17 protein-coding genes are annotated in these 19,859 nt (G+C 69.1%); 6 read left to right on the top strand and 11 right to left on the bottom strand.

The annotated features are described in order from the left end of the window. Nucleotides 1-47 precede the first annotated feature (47 nt). The 4 genes from ASG52_RS17775 to tlpA all read right to left on the bottom strand — a co-directional run bounded on the left by ASG52_RS17775 (nucleotide 48) and on the right by tlpA (nucleotide 5,322). The gene (locus ASG52_RS17775; RefSeq protein ID WP_056246158.1) at nucleotides 48-1,817 is read right to left on the bottom strand and encodes a carbamoyltransferase family protein; all 1,770 of its coding nucleotides are present in this window, start codon (nucleotides 1,815-1,817) and stop codon (nucleotides 48-50) included. Nucleotides 1,818-1,859: 42 nt separating this feature from the next. Continuing rightward, on the bottom strand, nucleotides 1,860-3,050 hold the full coding sequence (gene nhaA, locus ASG52_RS17770) for a Na+/H+ antiporter NhaA (RefSeq protein WP_056246155.1): 1,191 nt from the start codon (nucleotides 3,048-3,050) through the stop codon (nucleotides 1,860-1,862). 124 nt (nucleotides 3,051-3,174) lie between these two features. Then, nucleotides 3,175-4,335, bottom strand: coding sequence for an IS4 family transposase (locus ASG52_RS17765; RefSeq protein ID WP_056246152.1), 1,161 nt, complete (start codon nucleotides 4,333-4,335; stop codon nucleotides 3,175-3,177). 339 nt (nucleotides 4,336-4,674) lie between these two features. Beyond that, nucleotides 4,675-5,322: a thiol:disulfide interchange protein TlpA gene (tlpA, locus tag ASG52_RS17760; protein WP_056246149.1), complete on the bottom strand. Its 648-nt coding sequence runs from the start codon at nucleotides 5,320-5,322 to the stop codon at nucleotides 4,675-4,677. A 42-nt stretch (nucleotides 5,323-5,364) separates the two neighbouring features. Here tlpA and argH point away from each other — a divergent pair, with 42 nt between their 5' ends. The 3 genes from argH to ASG52_RS17745 all read left to right on the top strand — a co-directional run bounded on the left by argH (nucleotide 5,365) and on the right by ASG52_RS17745 (nucleotide 7,971). Continuing rightward, nucleotides 5,365-6,756: an argininosuccinate lyase gene (argH, locus tag ASG52_RS17755; protein WP_056246146.1), complete on the top strand. Its 1,392-nt coding sequence runs from the start codon at nucleotides 5,365-5,367 to the stop codon at nucleotides 6,754-6,756. A 96-nt stretch (nucleotides 6,757-6,852) separates the two neighbouring features. Next, nucleotides 6,853-7,140, top strand: coding sequence for a hypothetical protein (locus ASG52_RS17750; protein WP_056246144.1), 288 nt, complete (start codon nucleotides 6,853-6,855; stop codon nucleotides 7,138-7,140). Nucleotides 7,141-7,266: 126 nt separating this feature from the next. Continuing rightward, on the top strand, nucleotides 7,267-7,971 hold the full coding sequence (locus ASG52_RS17745) for an invasion associated locus B family protein (RefSeq protein ID WP_056246141.1): 705 nt from the start codon (nucleotides 7,267-7,269) through the stop codon (nucleotides 7,969-7,971). Nucleotides 7,972-8,026: 55 nt separating this feature from the next. Here the strand turns inward: ASG52_RS17745 and ASG52_RS17740 are convergent, their stop codons facing one another. The 3 genes from ASG52_RS17740 to ASG52_RS17730 form a co-directional block, all read right to left on the bottom strand. After that, nucleotides 8,027-8,788: an ABC transporter permease gene (locus ASG52_RS17740; protein ID WP_056246138.1), complete on the bottom strand. Its 762-nt coding sequence runs from the start codon at nucleotides 8,786-8,788 to the stop codon at nucleotides 8,027-8,029. After that, nucleotides 8,785-9,723: an ABC transporter ATP-binding protein gene (locus ASG52_RS17735; protein ID WP_056246135.1), complete on the bottom strand. Its 939-nt coding sequence runs from the start codon at nucleotides 9,721-9,723 to the stop codon at nucleotides 8,785-8,787. The genes ASG52_RS17740 and ASG52_RS17735 overlap by 4 nt, the downstream gene beginning before the upstream one ends. Before the next feature lie 319 nt (nucleotides 9,724-10,042). Continuing rightward, complete coding sequence (locus ASG52_RS17730) at nucleotides 10,043-11,815, bottom strand: glucan ABC transporter ATP-binding protein/ permease (protein ID WP_056246132.1); 1,773 nt, start codon at nucleotides 11,813-11,815, stop codon at nucleotides 10,043-10,045. Nucleotides 11,816-12,075: 260 nt separating this feature from the next. Here ASG52_RS17730 and ASG52_RS17725 point away from each other — a divergent pair, with 260 nt between their 5' ends. Further along, a complete protein-coding gene (locus ASG52_RS17725; protein ID WP_056246128.1) occupies nucleotides 12,076-12,849 on the top strand; it encodes a motility protein A in 774 nt (257 codons plus the stop codon). 117 nt (nucleotides 12,850-12,966) lie between these two features. Continuing rightward, complete coding sequence (locus tag ASG52_RS17720; protein ID WP_056246579.1) at nucleotides 12,967-13,800, top strand: OmpA/MotB family protein; 834 nt, start codon at nucleotides 12,967-12,969, stop codon at nucleotides 13,798-13,800. 167 nt (nucleotides 13,801-13,967) lie between these two features. On the opposite strand, the gene ASG52_RS17715 is transcribed toward ASG52_RS17720, so the two are convergent. Both ASG52_RS17715 and ASG52_RS17710 read right to left on the bottom strand, forming a co-directional pair. Then, on the bottom strand, nucleotides 13,968-14,471 hold the full coding sequence (locus ASG52_RS17715) for a CAP domain-containing protein (protein ID WP_082552625.1): 504 nt from the start codon (nucleotides 14,469-14,471) through the stop codon (nucleotides 13,968-13,970). Between the two features lie 95 nt (nucleotides 14,472-14,566). Then, nucleotides 14,567-17,257: a DUF3772 domain-containing protein gene (locus tag ASG52_RS17710; RefSeq protein WP_286159092.1), complete on the bottom strand. Its 2,691-nt coding sequence runs from the start codon at nucleotides 17,255-17,257 to the stop codon at nucleotides 14,567-14,569. Nucleotides 17,258-17,829: 572 nt separating this feature from the next. Between ASG52_RS17710 and ASG52_RS17705 the strand changes: the two genes are divergently transcribed. Beyond that, entirely contained in the window at nucleotides 17,830-18,378 is a 549-nt protein-coding gene (locus tag ASG52_RS17705) for an HNH endonuclease (RefSeq protein WP_056246114.1), read from the top strand. Between the two features lie 191 nt (nucleotides 18,379-18,569). On the opposite strand, the gene ASG52_RS17700 is transcribed toward ASG52_RS17705, so the two are convergent. Together ASG52_RS17700 and ASG52_RS17695 are read right to left on the bottom strand one after the other, a co-directional pair. Continuing rightward, the gene (locus tag ASG52_RS17700; protein WP_056246111.1) at nucleotides 18,570-18,806 is read right to left on the bottom strand and encodes a hypothetical protein; all 237 of its coding nucleotides are present in this window, start codon (nucleotides 18,804-18,806) and stop codon (nucleotides 18,570-18,572) included. A gap of 26 nt (nucleotides 18,807-18,832) precedes the next feature. Then, nucleotides 18,833-19,774: an outer membrane protein gene (locus tag ASG52_RS17695; protein WP_056246572.1), complete on the bottom strand. Its 942-nt coding sequence runs from the start codon at nucleotides 19,772-19,774 to the stop codon at nucleotides 18,833-18,835. Nucleotides 19,775-19,859: the final 85 nt, after the last annotated feature.

The raw sequence follows: 19,859 nt of genomic DNA, 5'->3' as shown, positions 1-19,859 counted from the left end.
GCTTCGCGGCACCTCAGGAGGAGGGGGGTGGGAAGGATGAAAAAAGATCAAGCGGGTGCCGTCTTCGTCAGGATCCAGTCTTCGACCACGATGGCATCGAGGCCGGTGGTGTAAAACATCAGGATCGCGTCCTCCGCAGAGTGGAGGATCGGCTTGCCCATCACATTGAAGCTGGTGTTGAGCAGGATCGGCACGCCGGTGAGTTCGGCGAACGCCGCGATCAGCGCCGCGTAGCGTGGGTTGCGCTCCGCCGTGACGCTCTGCAGCCGGCCGGTGCCGTCGGCGTGGACGACGGCCGGGACGCGCCCCCGCACTGCCTCGCGCCAGACCAGCGTGCGCTCCATGTAGGGGCTGTCGGCATAGTCCTCGAACCAGTCCGGCCCGGCCTCGGCCAGGATCGAGGGCGCGAACGGGCGGAACGCCTCGCGGTACTTCACCTTGGCGTTGAGCGAATCCTTCGCGTGCGCCGGTCGCGGATCGGCCAGGATGGAGCGGTTGCCGAGCGCCCGCGGCCCGAACTCCGCCCGCCCCTGCACCCAGCCGACGAGCCCGCCCTCCGCGAGGATTCTTGCCGCTTCCCGCGTCACCCCGTCATGGCCGAGGCGCCGGGCGCGCGGCTCCCATTCCGCCATGCGCGCCAGCGGTTCGGTCGAGATGGTGGAACCGAGATAGGGTGTGAGCGGGCGTGCCGGCGCCGCCGGGCCCTTCCAGTCGGGATCGTCCTCGGCGAGCGCCAGCCACGCGGCGCCGATGGCGTTGCCGTCGTCGGCGGGGGCGGACGGGACGTGGAGCCGCCGGAAGCCGGAGCGGCCGAGCACGCGTCCGTTGTAGGACGAGTTGAGCCCGCAGCCCCCGGCGATCACGAGGTTTTCGGAGGGCGCCAGCGCCCAAGCCTCGGCGATCAGCACGTCCATCAATTCACAGAAGACGTCCTGGCCGCAGCGGGCGAGGTCGGCCCAGCCCTGCTCGCCGATCCCCTCGGGGCGCCGCGCCAGAATCTCCGCGGCGACCGCCTGCACCGTCCCGGCCTCGGCGAAGGTCAGGCGCCCGTCTCGAACCGCGTACAGGCGGCGCAGCAGGGCCATCAGCGCCGGATCGGTGCGGCCATAGGGGGCGAGCCCCATGATCTTCCATTCCTCGCCCTTGATCTGGTCGAAGCCGGCGAGATCGGTGACGAGCCCGTAGAGGAAGCCGACCGAGCCGCGTCCGCGGTGCCGCCGCACCTCCTCGATGCGCCCGTCCCGCAGCCGGTAGATCGCCGCCGCCCCGGTCTCGCCCATGCCGTCGACGACCAGCGCCGTCGCCTCGTCGAACGGGCTGCCCCAGAGGGCGTAGGCCGCGTGCGTGAGGTGATGGGCGTAGCGCCTTTGCCCGGCAATCGTCACCCGTGGCTTGCCGCCGAGCCCGCGGGTCTCGTTGTCGAGCGCCAGCAGCGTGCCGTAGCCGGCCCGCGCCTGCATGGCGTGGAGGTCGGCGATGAAGACCCGCTCGGCCCGCTCCGGCACCAAGGAGCGGTTGAGGGTGGAGGGATGGGCGGCGAGCGCCATGAGGTCGAAGGCGCCGGAGGCAGCCTGACCTTTCAGGAAGTCCGAGAATTGCCCGCCCCAGGACGAGGCGACGACGAGGTCGGCGCCGTCCGGCACGTATCGCGCGAGCAGCCCGGCCATGCGGGTGCCGGGATCGGGCTCGCAGTTCGGGGCGCGCTTGTATTGGAGGTACCGCTCCGCCGCCTCGGCAAAAAGCACCGTGCCGTCCGGTCCGACGAGGGCCAGGGCCGGATCGTGGAAGGTCGTGGCGAGGCCGAGATAGGTAGGCATGGCTGCGGGGGCAGTTTAGGGCTGTGGGGTCGCCGCGCGGTCTTACCGCACCGGCGCCTTCCCACGCACCACGATCAACACGATCGCCCCGAAAATCCCCGACAGGAGCGAGCCGCCGAGCACGCCGAGCTTGGTCTCGGTCTCGTGCAGGCCGTCGGTGAAGGCCAGCCCCCCGATGAACAGGCTCATGGTGAAGCCGATGCCGCAGAGCAGCGCCACGCCGTAGACCTGCCCCCAACTGGCGCCCGCGGGCCGCGCCGCGAGGCCGGTGGCGACGGCAAGCCGTACGGCGGCGAAGATGCCGACCTGCTTGCCGACGAACAGACCGAGTCCGACGCCGAGCGTCACCGGATCGAGCAAGGCGCGGGCCGGCAGGCCGAGCAGCGTCACGCCGGCATTGGCGAAGCCGAAGATCGGGACGATCAGGAACGAGACCCAAGGGCTCAACGCATGCTCCAGCCGGTGCAGCGGCGATTCCACGTCCTCCGGCCGTCCGGGGCTCGGGCGGATCGGTACGAACAGGGCGAGCAGCACGCCCGCGACGGTGGCGTGGACGCCGGAGCGCAGCACGAAGAACCACAGTGCCAGCCCGGCCAGCAGGTAGGGGGGGAGCGCCCGCACGCCGAGGCGGTTGAGGGCGAGGAGCAGCGCCAGCACGCCGGCTGCGGCGGCGAGCATCGCGGTGTCGAGGCTGCCGGTGTAGAACAGCGCGATGATGACGACGGCGCCGAGATCATCGACGATGGCGACCGCCGACAGGAAGACCTTGAGCGAGATCGGCACGCGGGGCCCCAGCAGCGCGAGGACGCCGAGCGCGAAGGCGATGTCGGTGGCGGCGGGAATCGCCCAGCCGCGCGCGGTGCCGGCGCCAGCGTTGAAGGCGAGATAGACCAGCGCGGGCGCAACCATGCCGGCGGCGGCGGCGAGCCCCGGCAGCACCCGGTCGGGCCAGGTGCGCAGGCGCCCGTCGAGGGCCTCGCGCTTGATCTCCAGGCCGACCAGCAGGAAGAACACGGCCATCAGGCCGTCGTTGATCCAGTGCAGCAGGCTCAAGGGGCCGACATATACATGGAGAGCGTGGTGGTAGCCCTCCGCCAGCGGCGAGTTCGCCACCGCGAGCGCTGCGGCGGCGGCGGCCATCAGCACGACGCCGCCTGCCGCCTCGTTCGCCATGACGGTGCGGATCGCCGAGAGTGGGCGTGGCAGGGTGCGGACGGGTTTCTGCTGCGTCATCGGGCTCCGGTGCCCGGCTTTGCACGGAGAGGCAAGCGGGATGGGTCAGCATCCGGTTTCCGGTGACTCACTCGGAGGCCGCGCATCCCCTCGCCCCGCTGTGCGCACGGCTGTCCGGGTAATCTCAGAAGTCGAAGGCGAGCTGAGCCGGCCATCGTGTTCGTCGTCGGTGTCGCGGAGGCGGGTCGATTTGCATGAGATCGTGCGGCTCGGCCAAACTCTGCCGGATCAGCCGCAGGAAGCGCAGCATGGATCCGGCAAAGCGGCTGCGGCGCGCGGCCAGATGCACGAGCGCGTAGGCGATCAGGGCGGCGTAGAGCTGGAGCCGGATCGCCGCGGGGCTGTGGTCGAGGAAGCGGCGGATGCGCAGATGCTGCTTGAGCCAGCGGAACAGCAGCTCGATCTGCCAGCGTCGCTTGTACAGGGTGGCGATCTCGACCGCGCTCGCGTCCGCGTGGTTGGTCAGCACCTCCAAGGTGGTGCCGTCCGCGTGCCGCCGCAGCCGGATCCGACGCAGCGGGATCGGCAGGGAGGAATCGCCCTTGCTGGCCAAGCGCACCTCGGCGTCTTCTAGGACGGTGAAGCCATCCCCCTCTTCCCCCTCCCGGCTCGCCAGCGGACGCAGGCGCAGCACCGCCAGCCGCATGTTGGTCTTGGGCCGGGTCACGAACCATGCCCCGGCCGCAGCGATGGCGTGCCACCAGCCGTAGTGGCAGTAGCCCTTGTCGAAGACGTAGGTCCGGCCGGCCTGCAGCGGGATCGTGCGTCCGACCTCGGCGTCGTTGACGGTGGCGTCGGTGATCCCCAGGACGCCGGCCTGCCGGCTGTCGGGATCGTAGACCACGTGCAGCTTGAGCCCGCGGATGCGGCCGTTCCAACGGGCCCAGGGCTGGTGGGCCCCCAGCGGGATCGGTGTGGCGTCGAGCACCTGCAGCAGATGGGCGCCGTCCCGGCGCAGGCGCCGCCCGAGAGCGGCGGCCAGGGCCGTGAAGGTGTCGGCGAAGAGGCTGGCGGGCCGGCGCTGGTTGGCGTCGGAGAGGGTCGAGCGGGCCAGCGGCCCGCTGCCGAGGGCAGCGTGATGGGGCCGGAGGGCGTTCCAGTTCAGTTCGAGCTCGCGCAGGCTGGTGGCGCCGCTGAGCTGGGCGAAGATCAGGGCGAGGAGATGATCCCAGGCGCCGAAGCTCTTGTCGTAGGCCTCGGCTCGGATCTGCGCCGCGCGCCGTTCGAAGGCGGGGCGATCGATGGCTGCAATCAGCTGTCGGAAGATGATAGGCAGAGGGGGCATGCTCCGGGCCTGTTTTCTGTGTCTCGACAACCAGAAAACAGCCGTCTCGCGGCTCGGCTCCGGAGCATGCACCCCCAAATCAAAAGCTACGCTTCCGTTCCCCGGACAGTCCTGCGCTGTGCGGGGAGAGGGCCGCGACGACCCCGTCGTCGGCGCGGCAAGGCGGCAGCCGACGGTGAGGGGGCTTGCCCGCAGTAGACTCTTCCGGCGGCGCCCCCTCACCTTCGCTCTGGCTTCGCCTTCGCTTCCTGCATGGACGACGAGGTCCATGCAGGCCTCTCCCCGCGTGCGGGGAGAGGGGAATGCGGCTGAAGCCACGCGGTCAGACGGACACCGGGATCAAGCCCCCTCCCCGAGCGCCGCCCGGATCAGTTTCTTCCCCTCCTCCCCCGACCATTCGGCCGGGCCCTTCATCACGCCGAGCATGCACCCCTTCGCGTCGATGAGCGCCGTCGTCGGCAGGCCCGTCGAGCCGGCGGCCGCTTGCAGCGCCGGCAGCACCTTGCCTTCGGGATCGCCGTAATAGGTCAGCCCCACGATGCCGTTGGCCTTGAACCACGCGGGCGGCTTGTCGAGGTTGCGCGTCTCGACGTTGATCGCCACCACTTGGAAGCGGTCCCCGCCGAGGTCGGCCTGGAGCCGGTCGAGGGCCGGCATCTCGGTCTTGCAGGGGGCGCACCACGTCGCCCACAGGTTCACCAGCAGCAGCTTTCCCCCCATGGCCGCGAGATCGGTCGGCGCGCCGTCCGGGCCCTTGAAGGTCAGTGCCGGGGCAGACTTTGGCGCAGGCCACGCCTCGAAGGCCGCGACCGCGCCGCGCGAGAGTGGCGCGAGGCGCGCGGCGGTGGGGGCGGCCTCCGCGCAGGGGCCGGTGGGTCCGAGCCCCGCGAGGTTGCCGAGGTTCGAGCCGGTCCCGTATAGGGCGAAGCCGCCGAGCAGCGCGGCGGCGAGGCCGCCCGCGATCAGGATTTTCGGGTTTGCCCTCACCGGCAGGCTCCGGCGGGCACAGTCGAGAAGGTGGAACGGGCCATGAGCAACCGGATGTGGGGCGGGCGCTTCGCGAGCGGCCCCGCCGAGATCATGGAGGAGATCAACGCCTCCATCGGGTTCGACCGGCGCCTCGCGCCCCAGGACATCCGCGGTTCGCTGGCACATGTCGCGATGCTGGGGGCGCAGGGCATCCTGCCGGCCGACGATGTGACCGCGATTTCCGACGGGCTCAAGTCCGTCGAGGCCGAGATCGCGCGCGGCGAATTCGCGTATCGGCGCGAACTCGAAGACATCCACATGGCGGTGGAGAGCCGCCTCACCGAGATCGTCGGCCCCGCCGCCGGGCGGCTCCACACCGCCCGCTCTCGCAACGATCAGGTCGCCACCGACATGCGGCTGTGGGTGCGCGACACCCTCGACGCGCTCGACGGGCAGGTCGCCGAGTTGCAGCGGGTGCTGGCCGAGAGCGCGGACAAATACGCCGCGACCGTGATGCCGGGCTTCACCCACCTGCAATCGGCCCAGCCCGTCACCTTCGGCCACCATTGCCTCGCCTATGTCGAGATGCTGGCGCGCGACCGCGGCCGGTTCCGCGATGCCCGCGCCCGGCTCAACGAGTGCCCGCTCGGCGCCGCCGCACTCGCCGGCACGTCCTTCCCGATCGACCGGCACGCGGTCGCCGCCGCGCTCGGCTTCGACCGGCCGACGGCGAATTCCCTGGACTCGGTGGCCGACCGCGACTTCGCCCTCGAATCGCTCGCCGCCGCCTCGATCTGCGCCGTCCACCTCTCGCGCTTCGCCGAGGAGCTGGTGGTGTGGACCTCGGCCCAGTTCGGCTTCGTCAAGCTCAGCGACCGCTTCACCACCGGCTCGTCGATCATGCCGCAGAAGCGCAACCCCGATGCCGCCGAGCTGGTGCGGGCCAAGGCCGGGCGCATCGTCGGCGCGCTGACGGGCCTGCTCATCGTGATGAAGGGGCTGCCGCTCGCCTATTCCAAGGACATGCAGGAGGACAAGGAGGGCACCTTCGACGCGCTCCTATCGCTCTCCCTGTGCCTCGCCGCCATGACCGGAATGGTGCGCGACCTCGAGCCCGTGACCGAGACGCTGAAGCGCGCCGCGGGCTCCGGCTACGCCACCGCCACCGATCTCGCCGACTGGCTGGTGCGCGAACTCGGCATGCCGTTTCGCCAAGCCCATCACGTCACCGGCCGGGTCGTGGCGGCGGCATCCGAGCGCGGCGTCGGCCTCGAAGAGCTGCCCCTCGACGTGATGCAGGGCATCGAGCCGCAGATCACGGATGCGGTCTTCGCCGTGCTCGGCGTCGAGAACTCGGTGGCGAGCCGCACCAGCTACGGCGGCACCGCGCCGGACAACGTTCGGGCCCAGGCGAAAGGCTGGCTCGCGAAACTGCCGCCTGTGGAGAAGTAGGACGGCTGCGCGGGAACGGGCATGGAAAATGCCGCGTTCATGGAACGGCTAGGTGAGCTTGGCTATCCGGACGCTCGAACCCGCGGAGTGCCTTCGATGAACGTAGAGAGCTGGATCACGGTCGAGGAAACCCCTGCCCTGGCGCAGGCGGCCAGAGAGGCGATCGATGCCCGTCTGGCCTTGCTCTCCGATACGGACCGCGACGCCTTCTGGGCCTCCATCCGCAAGGCCTACAACACGCCCTACAACGACCCGGTGAAGAAGCCGGCCGCACCGCAACCCATCGAGCCGGCGCCGGTGGTGGAACTGGTCCTGCCCGAGATCGAGCTGCCGGTCGCCGCCATCGCCTCCGCGGCGCTGGCCGCCGAGATCCGGGCGGCCTGAGCCCGCCCATCCGGCCCTTTTTGCGTTGATCCCGGTACGGCGGGCCTTTCCCATCCCGCCCGCGGCCATCATGCTGCCGCGAGAGAAGGCGAGCGGAGCCGTTCGTTCGACCGGAAAAAGCGTGAGATGCAGCGGACCCGCCTCCCGACCCTCCTGACCGCCCTCCCCGCCCTGTTCGCGCCCTGGCTGATCGCCGCGGGCGCTTCGCTCGTGCCGACGCCCGCCGAGCGCGCCTACGCGCAGGCGGAGGTACCCGCGGCCGAGGCGGCGCCGGACGAGGGCCGCCGCGGGCGTCGCGGGCGTCGCTCGTCGAAGAACAGCGCCCCGAAGTCGAGCGCCCTGCCGCCGGGGATGCAGCAGGCGGTGCCGCTCGCGGTGTTCGGCGACTGGAACGTCTTCACCAATGGCGGGCAGGCCCGCGAAAAACTGTGCTACGCCATCGCCCAGCCGACGACGCGCAGCCCGAAATCGCTCGCTCGCGACACGGCCTACCTGTTCGTCTCCCTCGCCAAGGGCGGTGCGCAGAGCGAGATCGCGGTGATGCTCGGCTTCAAGCCGAAGCCCGCGGCGGCGCAAGCCAAGCCCGGCGCGACCGCCGCCCCGAGCGATCCCTACCTCACCGTCGGCGCGGCCCGTTACGGCCTCGTCGTCAAGGACGAGAACGCCTGGATCCAGAACCAGGCCGACGAGCCGCGCATCGTCGCCGAGATGAGCCGCACCCAGACCGCGACCGTCCGCACCACCTCGCAGCGCGGCAACCCGACCCAGGACGAGTACGCCATGGGCGGGTTTTCCGAGGCACTGAAGCGGGCGCGGGAGGAGTGCAAGTAGGGAGCGCATTCCCTTCTCCCCGCGGTGCGGGGAGAGGGGGGAGCCGGCCGCTCTCTCAGCTTTTCAGCCGATACCCGGTGCGAAAAATCCACGTCACCAGCCCGAGGCAGAGTGCCAAAAATCCGAACGTCACTGCGATGCTGATGCCGACCGCGACATCCCCTTTGCCGAAGAAGGCCCAGCGGAAGCCGCTGACGAGGTAGACCACCGGGTTGGCGTGGCTGACGGCGTACCAGAACGGCGGCAGCATCTCGATCGAGTAGAAGCTGCCCCCGAGGAAGGTCAGCGGCGTGACGACGAGGAGCGGCACGAGTTGCAGCTTCTCGAACCCGTCGGCCCACAGGCCGATGACGAAGCCGAACAGGCTGAAGGTGATGGCGGTGAGCAGCAGGAAGGCCACCATCCAGACCGGATGCGCGATGTGCAGCGGCACGAACAGGGCGGCGGTGGCCAAGATGATGAGGCCGATGAAGATCGACTTGGTGGCCGCTGCGCCGACATAGCCGAGCACCACCTCGAACGGCGAGATCGGCGCCGAGAGCAGCTCGTAGATCGTGCCGGAGAAGCGCGGGAAGTAGATGCCGAACGCGGCGTTCGACACGCTTTGCGTCAGCAGCGAGAGCATGATCAGCCCCGGCACGATGAAGGCGCCGTAGGGGATGCCGTCCACCGTCTGCATCCGCGAACCGATCGCGGCGCCGAACACCACGAAGTAGAGCGAAGTCGCGATGACCGGGGCGACGATGCTTTGCAGCGCCGTGCGCCAGAAGCGAGCCATCTCGAAGCGGTAGATGGCCAGGACTGCCGGGAGATTCATGAGGCGGCTCCCACGCTGCCGCGGACGAGATCGACGAAGATCTCCTCCAGCGAACTCTGTTTCGTGTCGAGGTCGGTGAAGCCGATGCCGGCCGCCGAGAGATCGGTGAGCAGGCGGGTGATGCCGGTGCGCTCGCGCTTGGTGTCGTAGGTGTAGACGATCTCGCGGCCGCCCGCGGTGAGGTGAAGCTCGTAACCGCTGAGGCTGTCCGGCAGTGCGGTCACGGGCTCGGCGAGATGCAGCGTGAGCCGCTTCTTGCCGAGCTTGTGCATCAGCGCGACCTTGTCCTCGACGAGGATGATCTCGCCTTTGCGGATCACGCCGACCCGGTCGGCCATCTCCTCGGCCTCCTCGATGTAGTGCGTGGTCAGGATCACGGTGACGCCCTGGTCGCGCAGGCGCCGCACGAGGCGCCACATGTCCTGGCGCAGCTCCACGTCCACGCCCGCACTCGGCTCGTCGAGGAACAGCACCTGCGGCTCGTGGGCGAGCGCCTTGGCGATCAGCACGCGCCGCTTCATGCCGCCGGAGAGCTGCATGATGCGGCTGTCGCGCTTCTCGTAGAGCGAAAGGTCCCTCAAGACCCGCTCGATATGGGCGGGGTCCTTCCTGAGACCGAACAGGCCGCGGCTGAAGCTCACCGTGTCCCACACCTTCTCGAAGGCGTCGGTGGTGAGTTCCTGCGGCACCAGCCCGATCATCCGGCGCGCCGCGCGGTAATCGGGCCCGATGTCGTGGCCGCCGACCCGGACCGTGCCCGAACTCGGGGTGACGATGCCGCAGACGGTGTTGATCAGCGTCGACTTGCCGGCCCCGTTGGGGCCGAGCAGGGCGAAGATTTCGCCCTTGGCGATGGCGAGGTTCACGTCCTTGAGGGCGTGGAGGCCAGAGGCGTAGACCTTCGACAGGTTCTCGATCGAGACGATCGGCGGCATCGCGGTCCGGAGCTTGAGCGCAGTCCGACGAAGTGGAGGCCGGTTCGTCGTAAGAATGCGCGGCACAGCAACAACCTAGGGCCGCCGACCCGATGCAATCGGGTCGGCGGCCCTAGAGGCGGGGCGCGCCCTATAGCACGCCCCGCGCCGCCGTGAAGCGCTGTGGCCGACCCGCAACCCTGTGGCATTTCGGTGTGGAAAGACGGTTTGCCGGGGAACTCTCTTCCCCTCCCGCGACTTTTCTTCTCACTCTCCTGCGAAAACCTCCCCTGACCCGGCCTGCCCTCTCACGAAGGCGGGCCGTTTTTCTGTCAGGACCTTACGCCGCCATCGGCAGGTCGTCCTCGGCTTGCGCCGCCATGAACTGCGCCTTGGCGAGGTCGGCGAAGCGGTGCCCTTGCGCGACCAGCTCGTCGAACGTGCCGCTTTCCACGATCTTGCCGTGCTCGAACACGAGGATGCGGTCGGCGTTGCGGATCGTCGCGAGGCGGTGGGCGATCACGAAGGTCGTGCGGCCCTCCATCACGGTCTCCAGCGCCTGCTGCAGCTTGCGCTCGGTGGCCGCGTCGAGGGCGCTCGTCGCCTCGTCGAGGATCAGCACCGGCGGGTTCTTGAGGAGCGCGCGGGCGATCGAGAGGCGCTGGCGCTCGCCGCCGGACAGCGAACGACCGCGCTCGCCGATCACGGTGTCGAGGCCGTCGGACTGGCGAGCCATGAACTCGCCGGCCTGGGCGCGTTCCAGCGCGTCGAGCATCTCGGCGTCGGTCGCGTCGGGGCGTCCGACCTGGAGGTTCTCGCGGATCGAGCGGTTGAACAGCATCGGCTCCTGGAACACGACGCCGATGTTGTGGCGCAAGGACGAGAGGCCGATGTCGCGGATGTCGGTGCCGTCGATGCGGATGGCGCCCTGATCCGGGTCGAAGGTCCGGTGCAGCAGGCCGAGCGTGGTCGACTTGCCCGAACCCGTGGTGCCGACGAGGGCCACGGTCTCGCCGGGCTTGGCCGCGAACGAAACGCCGTCGAGGGCTTGGCGGCGACCGTCATAGGAGAAGGCGACGTTCTCGAACTCCACCGCGCCCTCGGGGCGGGCGAGCGGCTTGGCATGCGCCCGGTCGCGCACGGTCGGCACGGTGTCGAGCACCTCGAAGAACTCGCGCATCTTCGGAGCCTGCATGAACACCCCGTTCACGAAGGTGACGACGTGGTCGAGCTTGGTCACCAGCATGGTGGCGAGGCTCATGAAGGCGACGATCTCGCCGACGGTCGCCGCACCCTTCTGGTGCAGGGCGATACCGGTGATGAAGATCGCCGTCATGGTCAGCGTGCCCGACGCGCGGGTGGCGACGTTGGCGAGCGCCCACCACGACAGAACCGGGATCTGCACCTTCAGCAGGTCGTGGATGATGGTGCGCATCGCTTCCTTCTCGGCGCGTGCGCGGGTGAAGGACTGGATGACGGCGACGTTGCCGAGCGCGTCGGAGGCGTGCGCCGCGAGGCCCGACTGATACTCCTCGACCTCGCACTGGAGCGTCTCGGTGCGGCGCAGGACGTAGGTCGCCAGCGCGGTGAAGATCAGCACCAGCACGACGAGGATCGCGCCGAGGCGCCAGTTCACGAACAGGGTCAGCGGCAGCAGCACGCCGACGGAGAGCAGGGCGGCGAAGTGCTCCCGGAAGAAGTTGAGCCAGATCCAGGCCATGCCGTTGGTGCCTTCCAGCATCGCCTTCAGCACCCGCCCCGAATGGTTCGAGGAGTGGAAGGCGATCGGCAGCTCCAGCACGTGCTCGAAGAAATTCGCCATGGTGGCGAGCCGGTTGCGATGCGCCAGCCGGTCGGAATGGAGGGCGATGGCCACGCCCGCGCCGATGGTGAACAGGCCGAACACCACCCAGGCGACGATCCACGGGGCGAGCGCGCTGGCGGGCGCGTCCTTCGAGAGGTGCGTCAGGCCGTCGATGATGCGGCCCATGATCAGCGGCTCGGCGAAGGCCGCCACGGCCAGCGCGACGTTGGCCGCGATCAGGCCCACGGCCAGCCGCTTCTCCGCCCCGAGCAGGCCGAGCACCCGCGCATAGAGACGAATCATCGACATCTGGTTTCGCTCCCCCGTCCCGTCCGGCCGCATCGCGGTATCCGGCTCGTGAGACCCGCCGGGAGACATCCCGACCCCGACGATCGCGACCGCGCTCAGGCGGTTTTCGGTCCGTCGGTGCGAGACTTATGCCCCGCCTCCCCTGAACGGCACATGACGCGCCATCGACGGGTTCGGCAACGTCTTTACGCTTCCTTCAGCCTGTTTTTTTAGACCTGTGACGAGTGCCCGCAGGCGGGCAGGATCGGGCGTCGCGTCTCATGGATCTCGCAACCGGTGTCGGGCTGCTCGGCGGCGTCGGCGTGGTGTTCACGCTCATCATGATCGACGGCGGCAACTTCGCCGCCTATTTCGACAAGCACGCCGTGATCGTCATCTTCGGCGGCTCGGTGATGGCGACCATCATCCGCTTCCCGTTCTCGGTGATCGCCCACGGCGTGCCGATGGGCTTGCGCTACGCCTTCACCATGCGCGCGGTGAAGCCGCACGACCTGATCGAGGAGATCACCCGGATCGCCGAGGTGGTGCGCAAGTCGGGCCCGATCGCGCTGGAGAACATGGAGATCAACGATCCCTTCCTGGCCCAGGGCGCGCGCTACATCGCCGACGGCTACGACCGCGACTTCATCCGCGACACGATGGAGCGCGACCGCGACAACTTCCTGATGCATCTCGACGAGGGCTCGAAGATCTATCGGGCGTTCGGCGACTGCGCGCCTGCCTGGGGCATGATCGGCACCATCCTCGGCATGGTGACGATGTTCGCCAACATGTCCGACCCGTCGAAGCTCGGCCCCGCCATGGCGACCGCCCTGCTCGCCACCCTCTACGGCGCGCTGATCGCCAACCTCGTGGCCCTGCCGATCGCCGACAAGCTGCATGTGAAGGTCGAGGAGGAGGACGTGTCGCGCTCGCTGATCATCGACGGCATCCTGCTGATCCGCGACCAGAAGAGCGCCTCGCTCGTGCGCGAGATGCTGATCGCCTACCTGCCGGCCAACCACCGCGCCGACCTCGTCGCCGAAGCGGCGTGATTCTGAAGTTGCCCCGCTCCCGCGGGGCGCCCGGCGGACGACCGCCGCCGCGCATGCGCGCGGGCGAACCGCGATGGTGTGGGCACCATCGCGGTCCGGTTCGAGGAGGATGAGTCCGTGGCCAAGAAGAAGCGCGGCGGCGCGCATGGCGGTCACGGCTGGTTCGTGACCTTCGCCGACCTGATGGCGCTCCTGATGAGCTTCTTCGTCATGATCGCCGCCTACTCGACCCAGGACCAGAAGAAGCTGCAGGTGGTGGCGGGCTCGATGCGCGACGCCTTCGGCACCAACAAGGAATCGCGCTTCGCCGGCATCATCGAGCAGAACGGCCTGCCGACGGCGGACAAGGTGAAGTACCTGCGCGACGTGCCCCCCGAGCGGGCGACCGACCGCACCACGCCGCCCCAGCTCGACAGCGGCCTCGACGACGGCATCCCCGACCGCGGCTACCCGGAGGCGTTCGGCCAGGCCGCCGCCTCGCTGCGGCAGGCGATGCAGGACATGCCGGAGGTGGCGGAACTCTCGAAGAACATCATCATCTCGCCGAGCCGCCGCGGGCTCGACGTGGCGATCGTCGATCAGGACGGGCGCTCGATGTTTCCGGAAGGATCGAGCCGGCCCTACGACCGCACCCGGCGCCTGCTGGAAAAGCTCGTGCCGACGATCGCGCGCATGCCCAACCGCATCGTGGTGACGGGCTTCACGGCGACGCCCCGGCCGGGCCAGCGCGACACCGCCCCGCCCTGGGAGCTGTCCGCCAACCGCGCGCTCAGCGTCCGCGAAATCCTGGCCGCCGCCGGATTGCCCGAGGACCGGTTCGCCTCGGTCGGCGGCAAGGCCGACACCGAGCCGATGTTCCCCGACAACCCCTACCTCGCGGCCAACCGCCGGGTGACGGTAACGCTGCTGTCCGAGCCGCCGCCCACGCCGAACGGCAAGGGCCTGCCATAGTTTTCTGGGTTTTTACCGGCGGCTCATCCACCCCTCCCCCCTCATCCTGAGGTGCGAGCGAAGCGAAGCCTCGAAGGAGGGCTCCAGGGATCGCTGAGCGAACTGGAGCCCTCCTTCGAGGCCCCTGCGCGGCAGCTCAGGATGAGGGGGATGGGTGGGAGGAGCGGCTACTTCGCCACCAGCAACGCCCAGTACACCTTGTACTTCGAGCCCGGCGCGTAGGCGGTCGCGATGCCCATGCGGGTCGCGTCGCCGTTCAGCATCACGGCGCGGTGCGGGGGGCTGTCGCGCCAGCCGGAAAACGCTTCCGCGAGGGTATGGTACCCCGCCGAGAGGTTGGCGTCGGCGCCCTCGTAGCCCAGCCGCGTCACGGCGCTGCGCACGGTGCGGCTGCTGCTCGGGCGGTCGGCGGCGGCCATAGATGCCGCCTCGGCTTCCGCGAGCCGCTGCAGGTCGGGATCGAGCCGCAGCGGCGCCTCGCCGTTGTTGCCGCGATAGGCCGAGATCATGTCCCGCGCCGCCCCTGCATCGAGCGCGGTCGAGGCGGTGGTCAGCGGCAGGTACAGGCTCCCGAAGCCCGCCTCGGGCGTCGTTCGGCTCGCGCAGCCCTGAAGCAGGGCGGCGAGGGCGAGAGCCGCGGCGGCGGCGACATGAGGCAGGCGTGCAGGCACGAATCCATTTCCCGTGGGCAATAGACTTAGGTGGGCACGGCCGGGCTTATGCTCAAGGGCTTATGATCAAGAGCTTGGGCTCAAGAGGCTCGGCGTCAGCTCGTCTGGCCGAGCTTGCGCCGTCCCGCTTCCCACTGGCCTTCGCCGCGCCGCGATTCGTCGCGCGAACCGGCGGCCGGTTCGGACAGCGCCACCGTCTGCGACGCGCCGACCGCGTGGGCGATCTGGCCCAGCGCGTCGCGCACCGGCTCCAGCCCCTGCACGGTGATGAAGCTCGACGCCGGGCCCATGGCCGGGATGAACTCGGCCTCCGAGAGCGCCTTGAACACGGAAAAATTCAGATCGCTCTGGACCTTCTGCGTGAGGTTCACGTCGACCACCATGGCGATCAGCTCGAATTCGAGGAAGGGATCGCCGATCTTCTTGAACACCACCCGTGGCGGCGGCTGCTTCAGCACGTCCGCGTGGCTCGCGGCGCATGCCACCATCATCTCGGCGGCGCGCACCGGGTCTTGGTTGCGCAGGACGTTGACCCCGATGATGACCCGGCCGGTGCGGTCGCCGCGGACGCGGTTCTTGACGATGCCGGAGATCAGGTTCGAGTTCGGTACGATCACGGCCGAGCGGTCGAAGGTCTGGATCTCGGTCGAGCGCACGGAGATGCGCTTCACGATGCCCTCGGAATCGCCGATCAGCACCTGATCGCCGACGCGGATCGGGCGCTCCCACAAGAGCAGCAGACCCGAGACGAAGTTGTTGACGATCGATTGCAGGCCGAAACCGATACCGACCGACAGCGCGCCGGCCACGATCGTCAGCTTTTCGAGGCTCAAGCCCAGATACGAGAAGGCCAAAGCCAGCGCGAGCAGGAAGCCGACATAGCCGGCCACCGTCGAGATCGAGTTACGTAAGCCCGCGTCGAGGTCGGTCGCGGGCAGGTAGGTGTTCTCCAGCCAGCGCTGGATGCCGCGGGTGATGAAGACGCCGACCGCCAGAATGGTGATGCCGAGCGCGATGGCGGACAGCGAGATCGTGACGTCGCCGATCTTGAAGCCGAAGAAGGCCGTGCGGATCGAGGAGAACACGTCGGTCGAATCGAGGCCCCAAGGGGCCAGGATCAGCAGCGCGGCAATCGCGATCAGCAGCACGCGGGCCGCGCCGGTGGCGAGCACGGCGATCTGATCGAGCGAGCGGCGGCGTAGCCCCGTATTGGCCTGGAGCGTCGTGGCGATGCGGGTCTCACCGCTCAGGGAGCCGCCGATCAGCGTCTCGGTGCTCGTCATCATCAGCCACAAGAGGACGATGAGCCCGCCCGCCCAGATCAACTGATCGACGAGGAAGGACGAGAGCGCGACGTAGCCGACGAGCGGCGCCACCGCGATCACCACCGCCGCCGCCCAGCCGAGCAGCCGCAACGGGCCGCCGATGTTGCTTGAGGTCTCGGTGGCGACGTAGGGGCCGAAGCAATCCTCCTCCTTCGCGGCCGTGTCGGCGAAGCGGTGGAGGCCGATGGCGAGCAACGCCGCGGCGGCGACCGCGCCGAGGCCGCGGGTGGCGATCGAGATCGGGAGTGCGGCGTAGATCGCGGTGTTCAACGCCTCCAGCGACTTCGAGACCGTGATGACGACGGCGATGGAGACGGCCAGCGCCGAGATGCGCCACGCGGCGGCGTCCGAGACCGGGGCCGGGCGCCATGCGGGCTTGCCGACGGCGAGCAGCGCGTCGGCGGTGGCCTGGACGAAGGCCACGAAGGCGAAGCCGCCGACGATGGCGCTCGCCACCGGCAGGAACCGCACCGGCAGGAGTTCGGTGGCGTCGAGCGCGTAGTAGATCGCGTAGCTGCCGGCCACCGCGGGCAGCGTGCCGAGCAGCAGCACCCGCCACGCCGCCAGCAGCTTGCGGCGGCGGGAAGGATCGGTGACCGCGGTGTCGCGCCGCCCGAGCCGCGGGGCGATGTTGCGGCGGCCGAAATAGAGCGCGAAGGACAGGCCGAAGGCGAGCCCGAGCACCAACAGGTTCCACAGCGTGCCGTTGCGGCGGAACAGCGTGACGGTGTCGTCGAAGCCGGACTCGATCGAGTTGACGTCGCGCGGGATGTCGGCGGCGACGCGCATCCACAGGTCCGGGCTCAGAAGCGAGGACGAGCGCTCGAACAGGCCGCGGGTGAAGGCGGCGCGGCGGCGGTTGGCGATCTGATCGACGATCTGGTCGCTCTGGACGAGAAGCGACTTGGCGAGCCGCTGGGTGCCGTCGACGTCGTTGACCGCCGCCTCGCGCTCGGCCCGCTCGCGGGCGACGTCCTCGCCCTCCTCGCCTTCCTTGGGCTTCGGACCGATCTGCTCGAGCCGCTCGCGGGCGGCGTCGAGACGGGGGCTCAGCGCGTCGATGATGGTGCGCAGGCGGTCGGCGACGGCGTCGAGCCCGTCGCGGGCGCGGCTGAGGTCGCCGGGGCCGACATTGGGGCCGGTGATCGCCTTCTCGCGGGTCTCGAGGTCGGTCTTGATGTCCTCCAGCCGGTCGCGGACGGTCTGCAACGCCTCCGAGACCGGTGTTTTCGGAGTTGCCGGCTTCGCGGCGGGGGCCGGCGCTGGGGCCTGCGCGCCCGGAGCCGGGGCCGCTTGCGGCGCGGGTGCGGCCTTCTGGGCCGGCGCGGGCGCTTGCGCTGGGGGCGCCGCCGGCTGTCCCTGGCCGGTGGCCGCGTTCGGCAACAGGGCGCTGGCACCGAGGGCGGCGATCAGCGTGGCGCTGCGGGCGAGGCGGCGGAGGCCGGGGAGCAATCGAGGCATCGTCATCCTGTGCCGGAGGAATCGGGGTGTTTTGGATATTTCGGGGCACGCCCCGCATGGCATCGCCCAACAGCTAGGGCCCATCCATGAGCCTGCCGAGGGGCCATGATCCAAACGCGGGGGGGCCCTCCCGCAACGCAACGGACTGGCGGGCAAGGCCGGCCTCTCCTGCGCCCGCAATGGGGCGAAACCGTGCGGTCTGCCGATTTCGCGAGATTCGGCTGCCGGGGCGGGGATAAACGCCGGCCGCGACGACACGGCGTGGACCATCGCCTTCACAAGGCTGTCACGCTGATATTAGACTAAGCCGCGATGGACTTGGCCATATCCTCACGCAGCGAGGAGGCGGCGCTGATCGTCCGCCCCGCCACGCTTGGGACCGCGCCGGCACGTTCCGCCGGACGGGAGAAGCGTCGCCGTCAGGATACCCCCTATCAGGATGCCGTGCGCCCGGTTCCGACCCTGTCGGAGTCCGGGCTTCCGCCATGGCGGGTGCGGCATGGGCCTTCCGGACTTCCTCCGGCCGAGGCCGCGGCGCCACCGGGCGCCGCCGCGAGCAGCGAGTGGCGTCGATGATCGATCTCCAGACCCTGGTCCTCAACGCGGATTACCGGCCGCTCTCCTACAATCCGCTGTCGTTATGGTCGTGGAAGGACGCCTTCACGGCCCTGTTCCTCGACCGGGTCACGCTGGTGGCCAATTACGACGTCGAGGCGCACAGCCCGAGCCGGTCCCTGAAGGTGCCGAGCGTGGTGGCCCTCAAGAGCTACGTGGCGCTGGCCCGCAGCCCCGCCTTCACCCGCTACAACATCTACCTGCGCGACACCTTCAGCTGCCAGTATTGCGGCCTGCGCCTGCCCTCGGGAGGCCTGACCTTCGACCACGTGGTGCCGCGCTCCCGCGGCGGCCTCTCGACCTGGGAGAACGTCGTCGCCGCCTGCTCGCCGTGCAACCTGCGCAAGGCCAACCGCACGCCGGCCGAGGCCGAGATGCCGCTCCTCAACGAGCCGCATCGCCCGACCCGCCACGAGCTGCACCGCCGCCAGCCGGAATTCGACCACCGGCAATACCACCACACCTGGCTCGACTATCTTTATTGGGACAGCGAGCTGGAGAATTGAGCCGCGGCCTGACCGGCTCAGGCTCATCCCACCCAAATCCCTCATCCTGAGGTGCCGCGCCAGCGGCCTCGAAGGAGGGCTCCAGAAATCTCAGCGATCCCTGGAGCCCTCCTTCGAGGCTTCGCTTCGCTCCGCACCTCAGGATGAGGTGATTTGATTGGAGACGATCCGATCCAGCAGGCCCCGAACGCTCAGCGCAACGCCTGCGGCGGCTCGTTGTAGATCGGCTGGTTCGTCGCCCGCGGCTGGTAGCCCTGGCTGGTGGTGCCGACGACCGGCGGCGGCGCCCGAAAAACCGGGCCGGGCGGCGGCAGGCGGAAGCGCGGCCGCGGATCGCGATAGGGCACGTCCGGCGGCAGCGGTTGGGCCACCGCCGACGTGGCCAACAGGCCGGCTGCCGCGGCGAGGATCGGGAGCGTGTGCCGCATGGGGCTGCCTTGCCGGTTCGAGCGCGTCAGAATTTTACGGAGGCACCGCCGCGGACGGTGTTGACCTCGGCGCTGTGGCCCTTGAAGTCGTTGAACAGCACGTACTGATATTCGCCGCGCAGCAGGATGTTCGAGGTCACCGCAAATTCGAGGCCGGCGCCGAGCGCGACGCCGCCGATCGTCACCTTCTTGGAGCCGCCGTAGATATCCGCCCGGTAGGGTACGCCGGTGCCCGGATTGGCCTGGTCGAAATAAGCGTAGCCGTAGTGGTTGACGAAGGCTGGCGGGTTGGTCGAACCGATATTCGAAAGATAGGTCGCCCTGTCGTAGCCATAATGCTGGATCGCTACGGTGTCGGTCACGGTGGCTCGGCCCACCGCGAGACCGCCGGTTACGAACGGCAGGAAGGAGCCAACGGCGTAGCCGAGGCGGCCACGAATGGTGCCGTACTCCTGAAGCTCGGTACTCGCGACGCCTTCCAGCGCGACCGTGTTGAGATAATTATCCGATGTCTGCCAGAAGCGGGCGATCTTGTCGTGGCTCGAACCCTTCTTGCCGAAATAGGTATAATCGGCTTCGAAGCCGAAGACGATGTCATCGAACTGAACGTTGTAGCCGACGAAGGCACCGTAGCTCGGCCCATTCTCGTGAACGGAGCGAGACGAGAGAAGATCCGATGCGCGCAGCTTATTTGCGTCGGCGGTATCGTTCGGATCGTTGCTACGCGGCGGCTCGACGGTTGAATAACGAAGGGCATTCTCGACGATCGGTCGGAACGCACTCTTGAAGCCCAGACCCGCGGACGAATACCCGCCGTGCCCGCCGACATAGAACCCGCTCCAGTCGATCACCGGGGCCGGGGCATAGCCGTCGTCGGCGCCGCGCAGGTAGCCGTAATCGAGGTCGGCGGCGGTGACAGTGGTGGCCGATGCAAGAACAGCCAGGAGACCCAGGGTCGCGATACGCATCGTCATCGTCCTCAAGGCACCGGAGCCGAACGCTGCGCCGGGCTGACCGTACCGTCTTACTTCGGTAACCTTAATTTTCTGTTCC

The sequence above is a fragment of the Methylobacterium sp. Leaf456 genome, assembly GCF_001425465.1.
Taxonomy (GTDB): domain Bacteria; phylum Pseudomonadota; class Alphaproteobacteria; order Rhizobiales; family Beijerinckiaceae; genus Methylobacterium.
The sequence above is the reverse complement of the archived record's forward strand: the minus strand, read 5'-3'. Positions and strand labels throughout refer to the sequence as shown.

Bases quoted from the DNA above. Each gene is read 5' to 3' on its own strand.
- ASG52_RS17775 (WP_056246158.1), bottom strand. From the start codon at position 1,817: ATGCCTACCTATCTCGGCCTCGCCACGACCTTCCACGATCCGGCCCTG.
- nhaA (WP_056246155.1), bottom strand. From the start codon at position 3,050: ATGACGCAGCAGAAACCCGTCCGCACCCTGCCACGCCCACTCTCGGCG.
- ASG52_RS17765 (WP_056246152.1), bottom strand. From the start codon at position 4,335: ATGCCCCCTCTGCCTATCATCTTCCGACAGCTGATTGCAGCCATCGAT.
- argH (WP_056246146.1), top strand. From the start codon at position 5,365: ATGAGCAACCGGATGTGGGGCGGGCGCTTCGCGAGCGGCCCCGCCGAG.
- ASG52_RS17750 (WP_056246144.1), top strand. From the start codon at position 6,853: ATGAACGTAGAGAGCTGGATCACGGTCGAGGAAACCCCTGCCCTGGCG.
- ASG52_RS17745 (WP_056246141.1), top strand. From the start codon at position 7,267: ATGCAGCGGACCCGCCTCCCGACCCTCCTGACCGCCCTCCCCGCCCTG.
- ASG52_RS17740 (WP_056246138.1), bottom strand. From the start codon at position 8,788: ATGAATCTCCCGGCAGTCCTGGCCATCTACCGCTTCGAGATGGCTCGC.
- ASG52_RS17735 (WP_056246135.1), bottom strand. From the start codon at position 9,723: ATGCCGCCGATCGTCTCGATCGAGAACCTGTCGAAGGTCTACGCCTCT.
- ASG52_RS17730 (WP_056246132.1), bottom strand. From the start codon at position 11,815: ATGTCGATGATTCGTCTCTATGCGCGGGTGCTCGGCCTGCTCGGGGCG.
- ASG52_RS17725 (WP_056246128.1), top strand. From the start codon at position 12,076: ATGGATCTCGCAACCGGTGTCGGGCTGCTCGGCGGCGTCGGCGTGGTG.
- ASG52_RS17710 (WP_286159092.1), bottom strand. From the start codon at position 17,257: ATGCCTCGATTGCTCCCCGGCCTCCGCCGCCTCGCCCGCAGCGCCACG.
- ASG52_RS17705 (WP_056246114.1), top strand. From the start codon at position 17,830: ATGATCGATCTCCAGACCCTGGTCCTCAACGCGGATTACCGGCCGCTC.
- ASG52_RS17700 (WP_056246111.1), bottom strand. From the start codon at position 18,806: ATGCGGCACACGCTCCCGATCCTCGCCGCGGCAGCCGGCCTGTTGGCC.
- ASG52_RS17695 (WP_056246572.1), bottom strand. From the start codon at position 19,774: ATGCGTATCGCGACCCTGGGTCTCCTGGCTGTTCTTGCATCGGCCACC.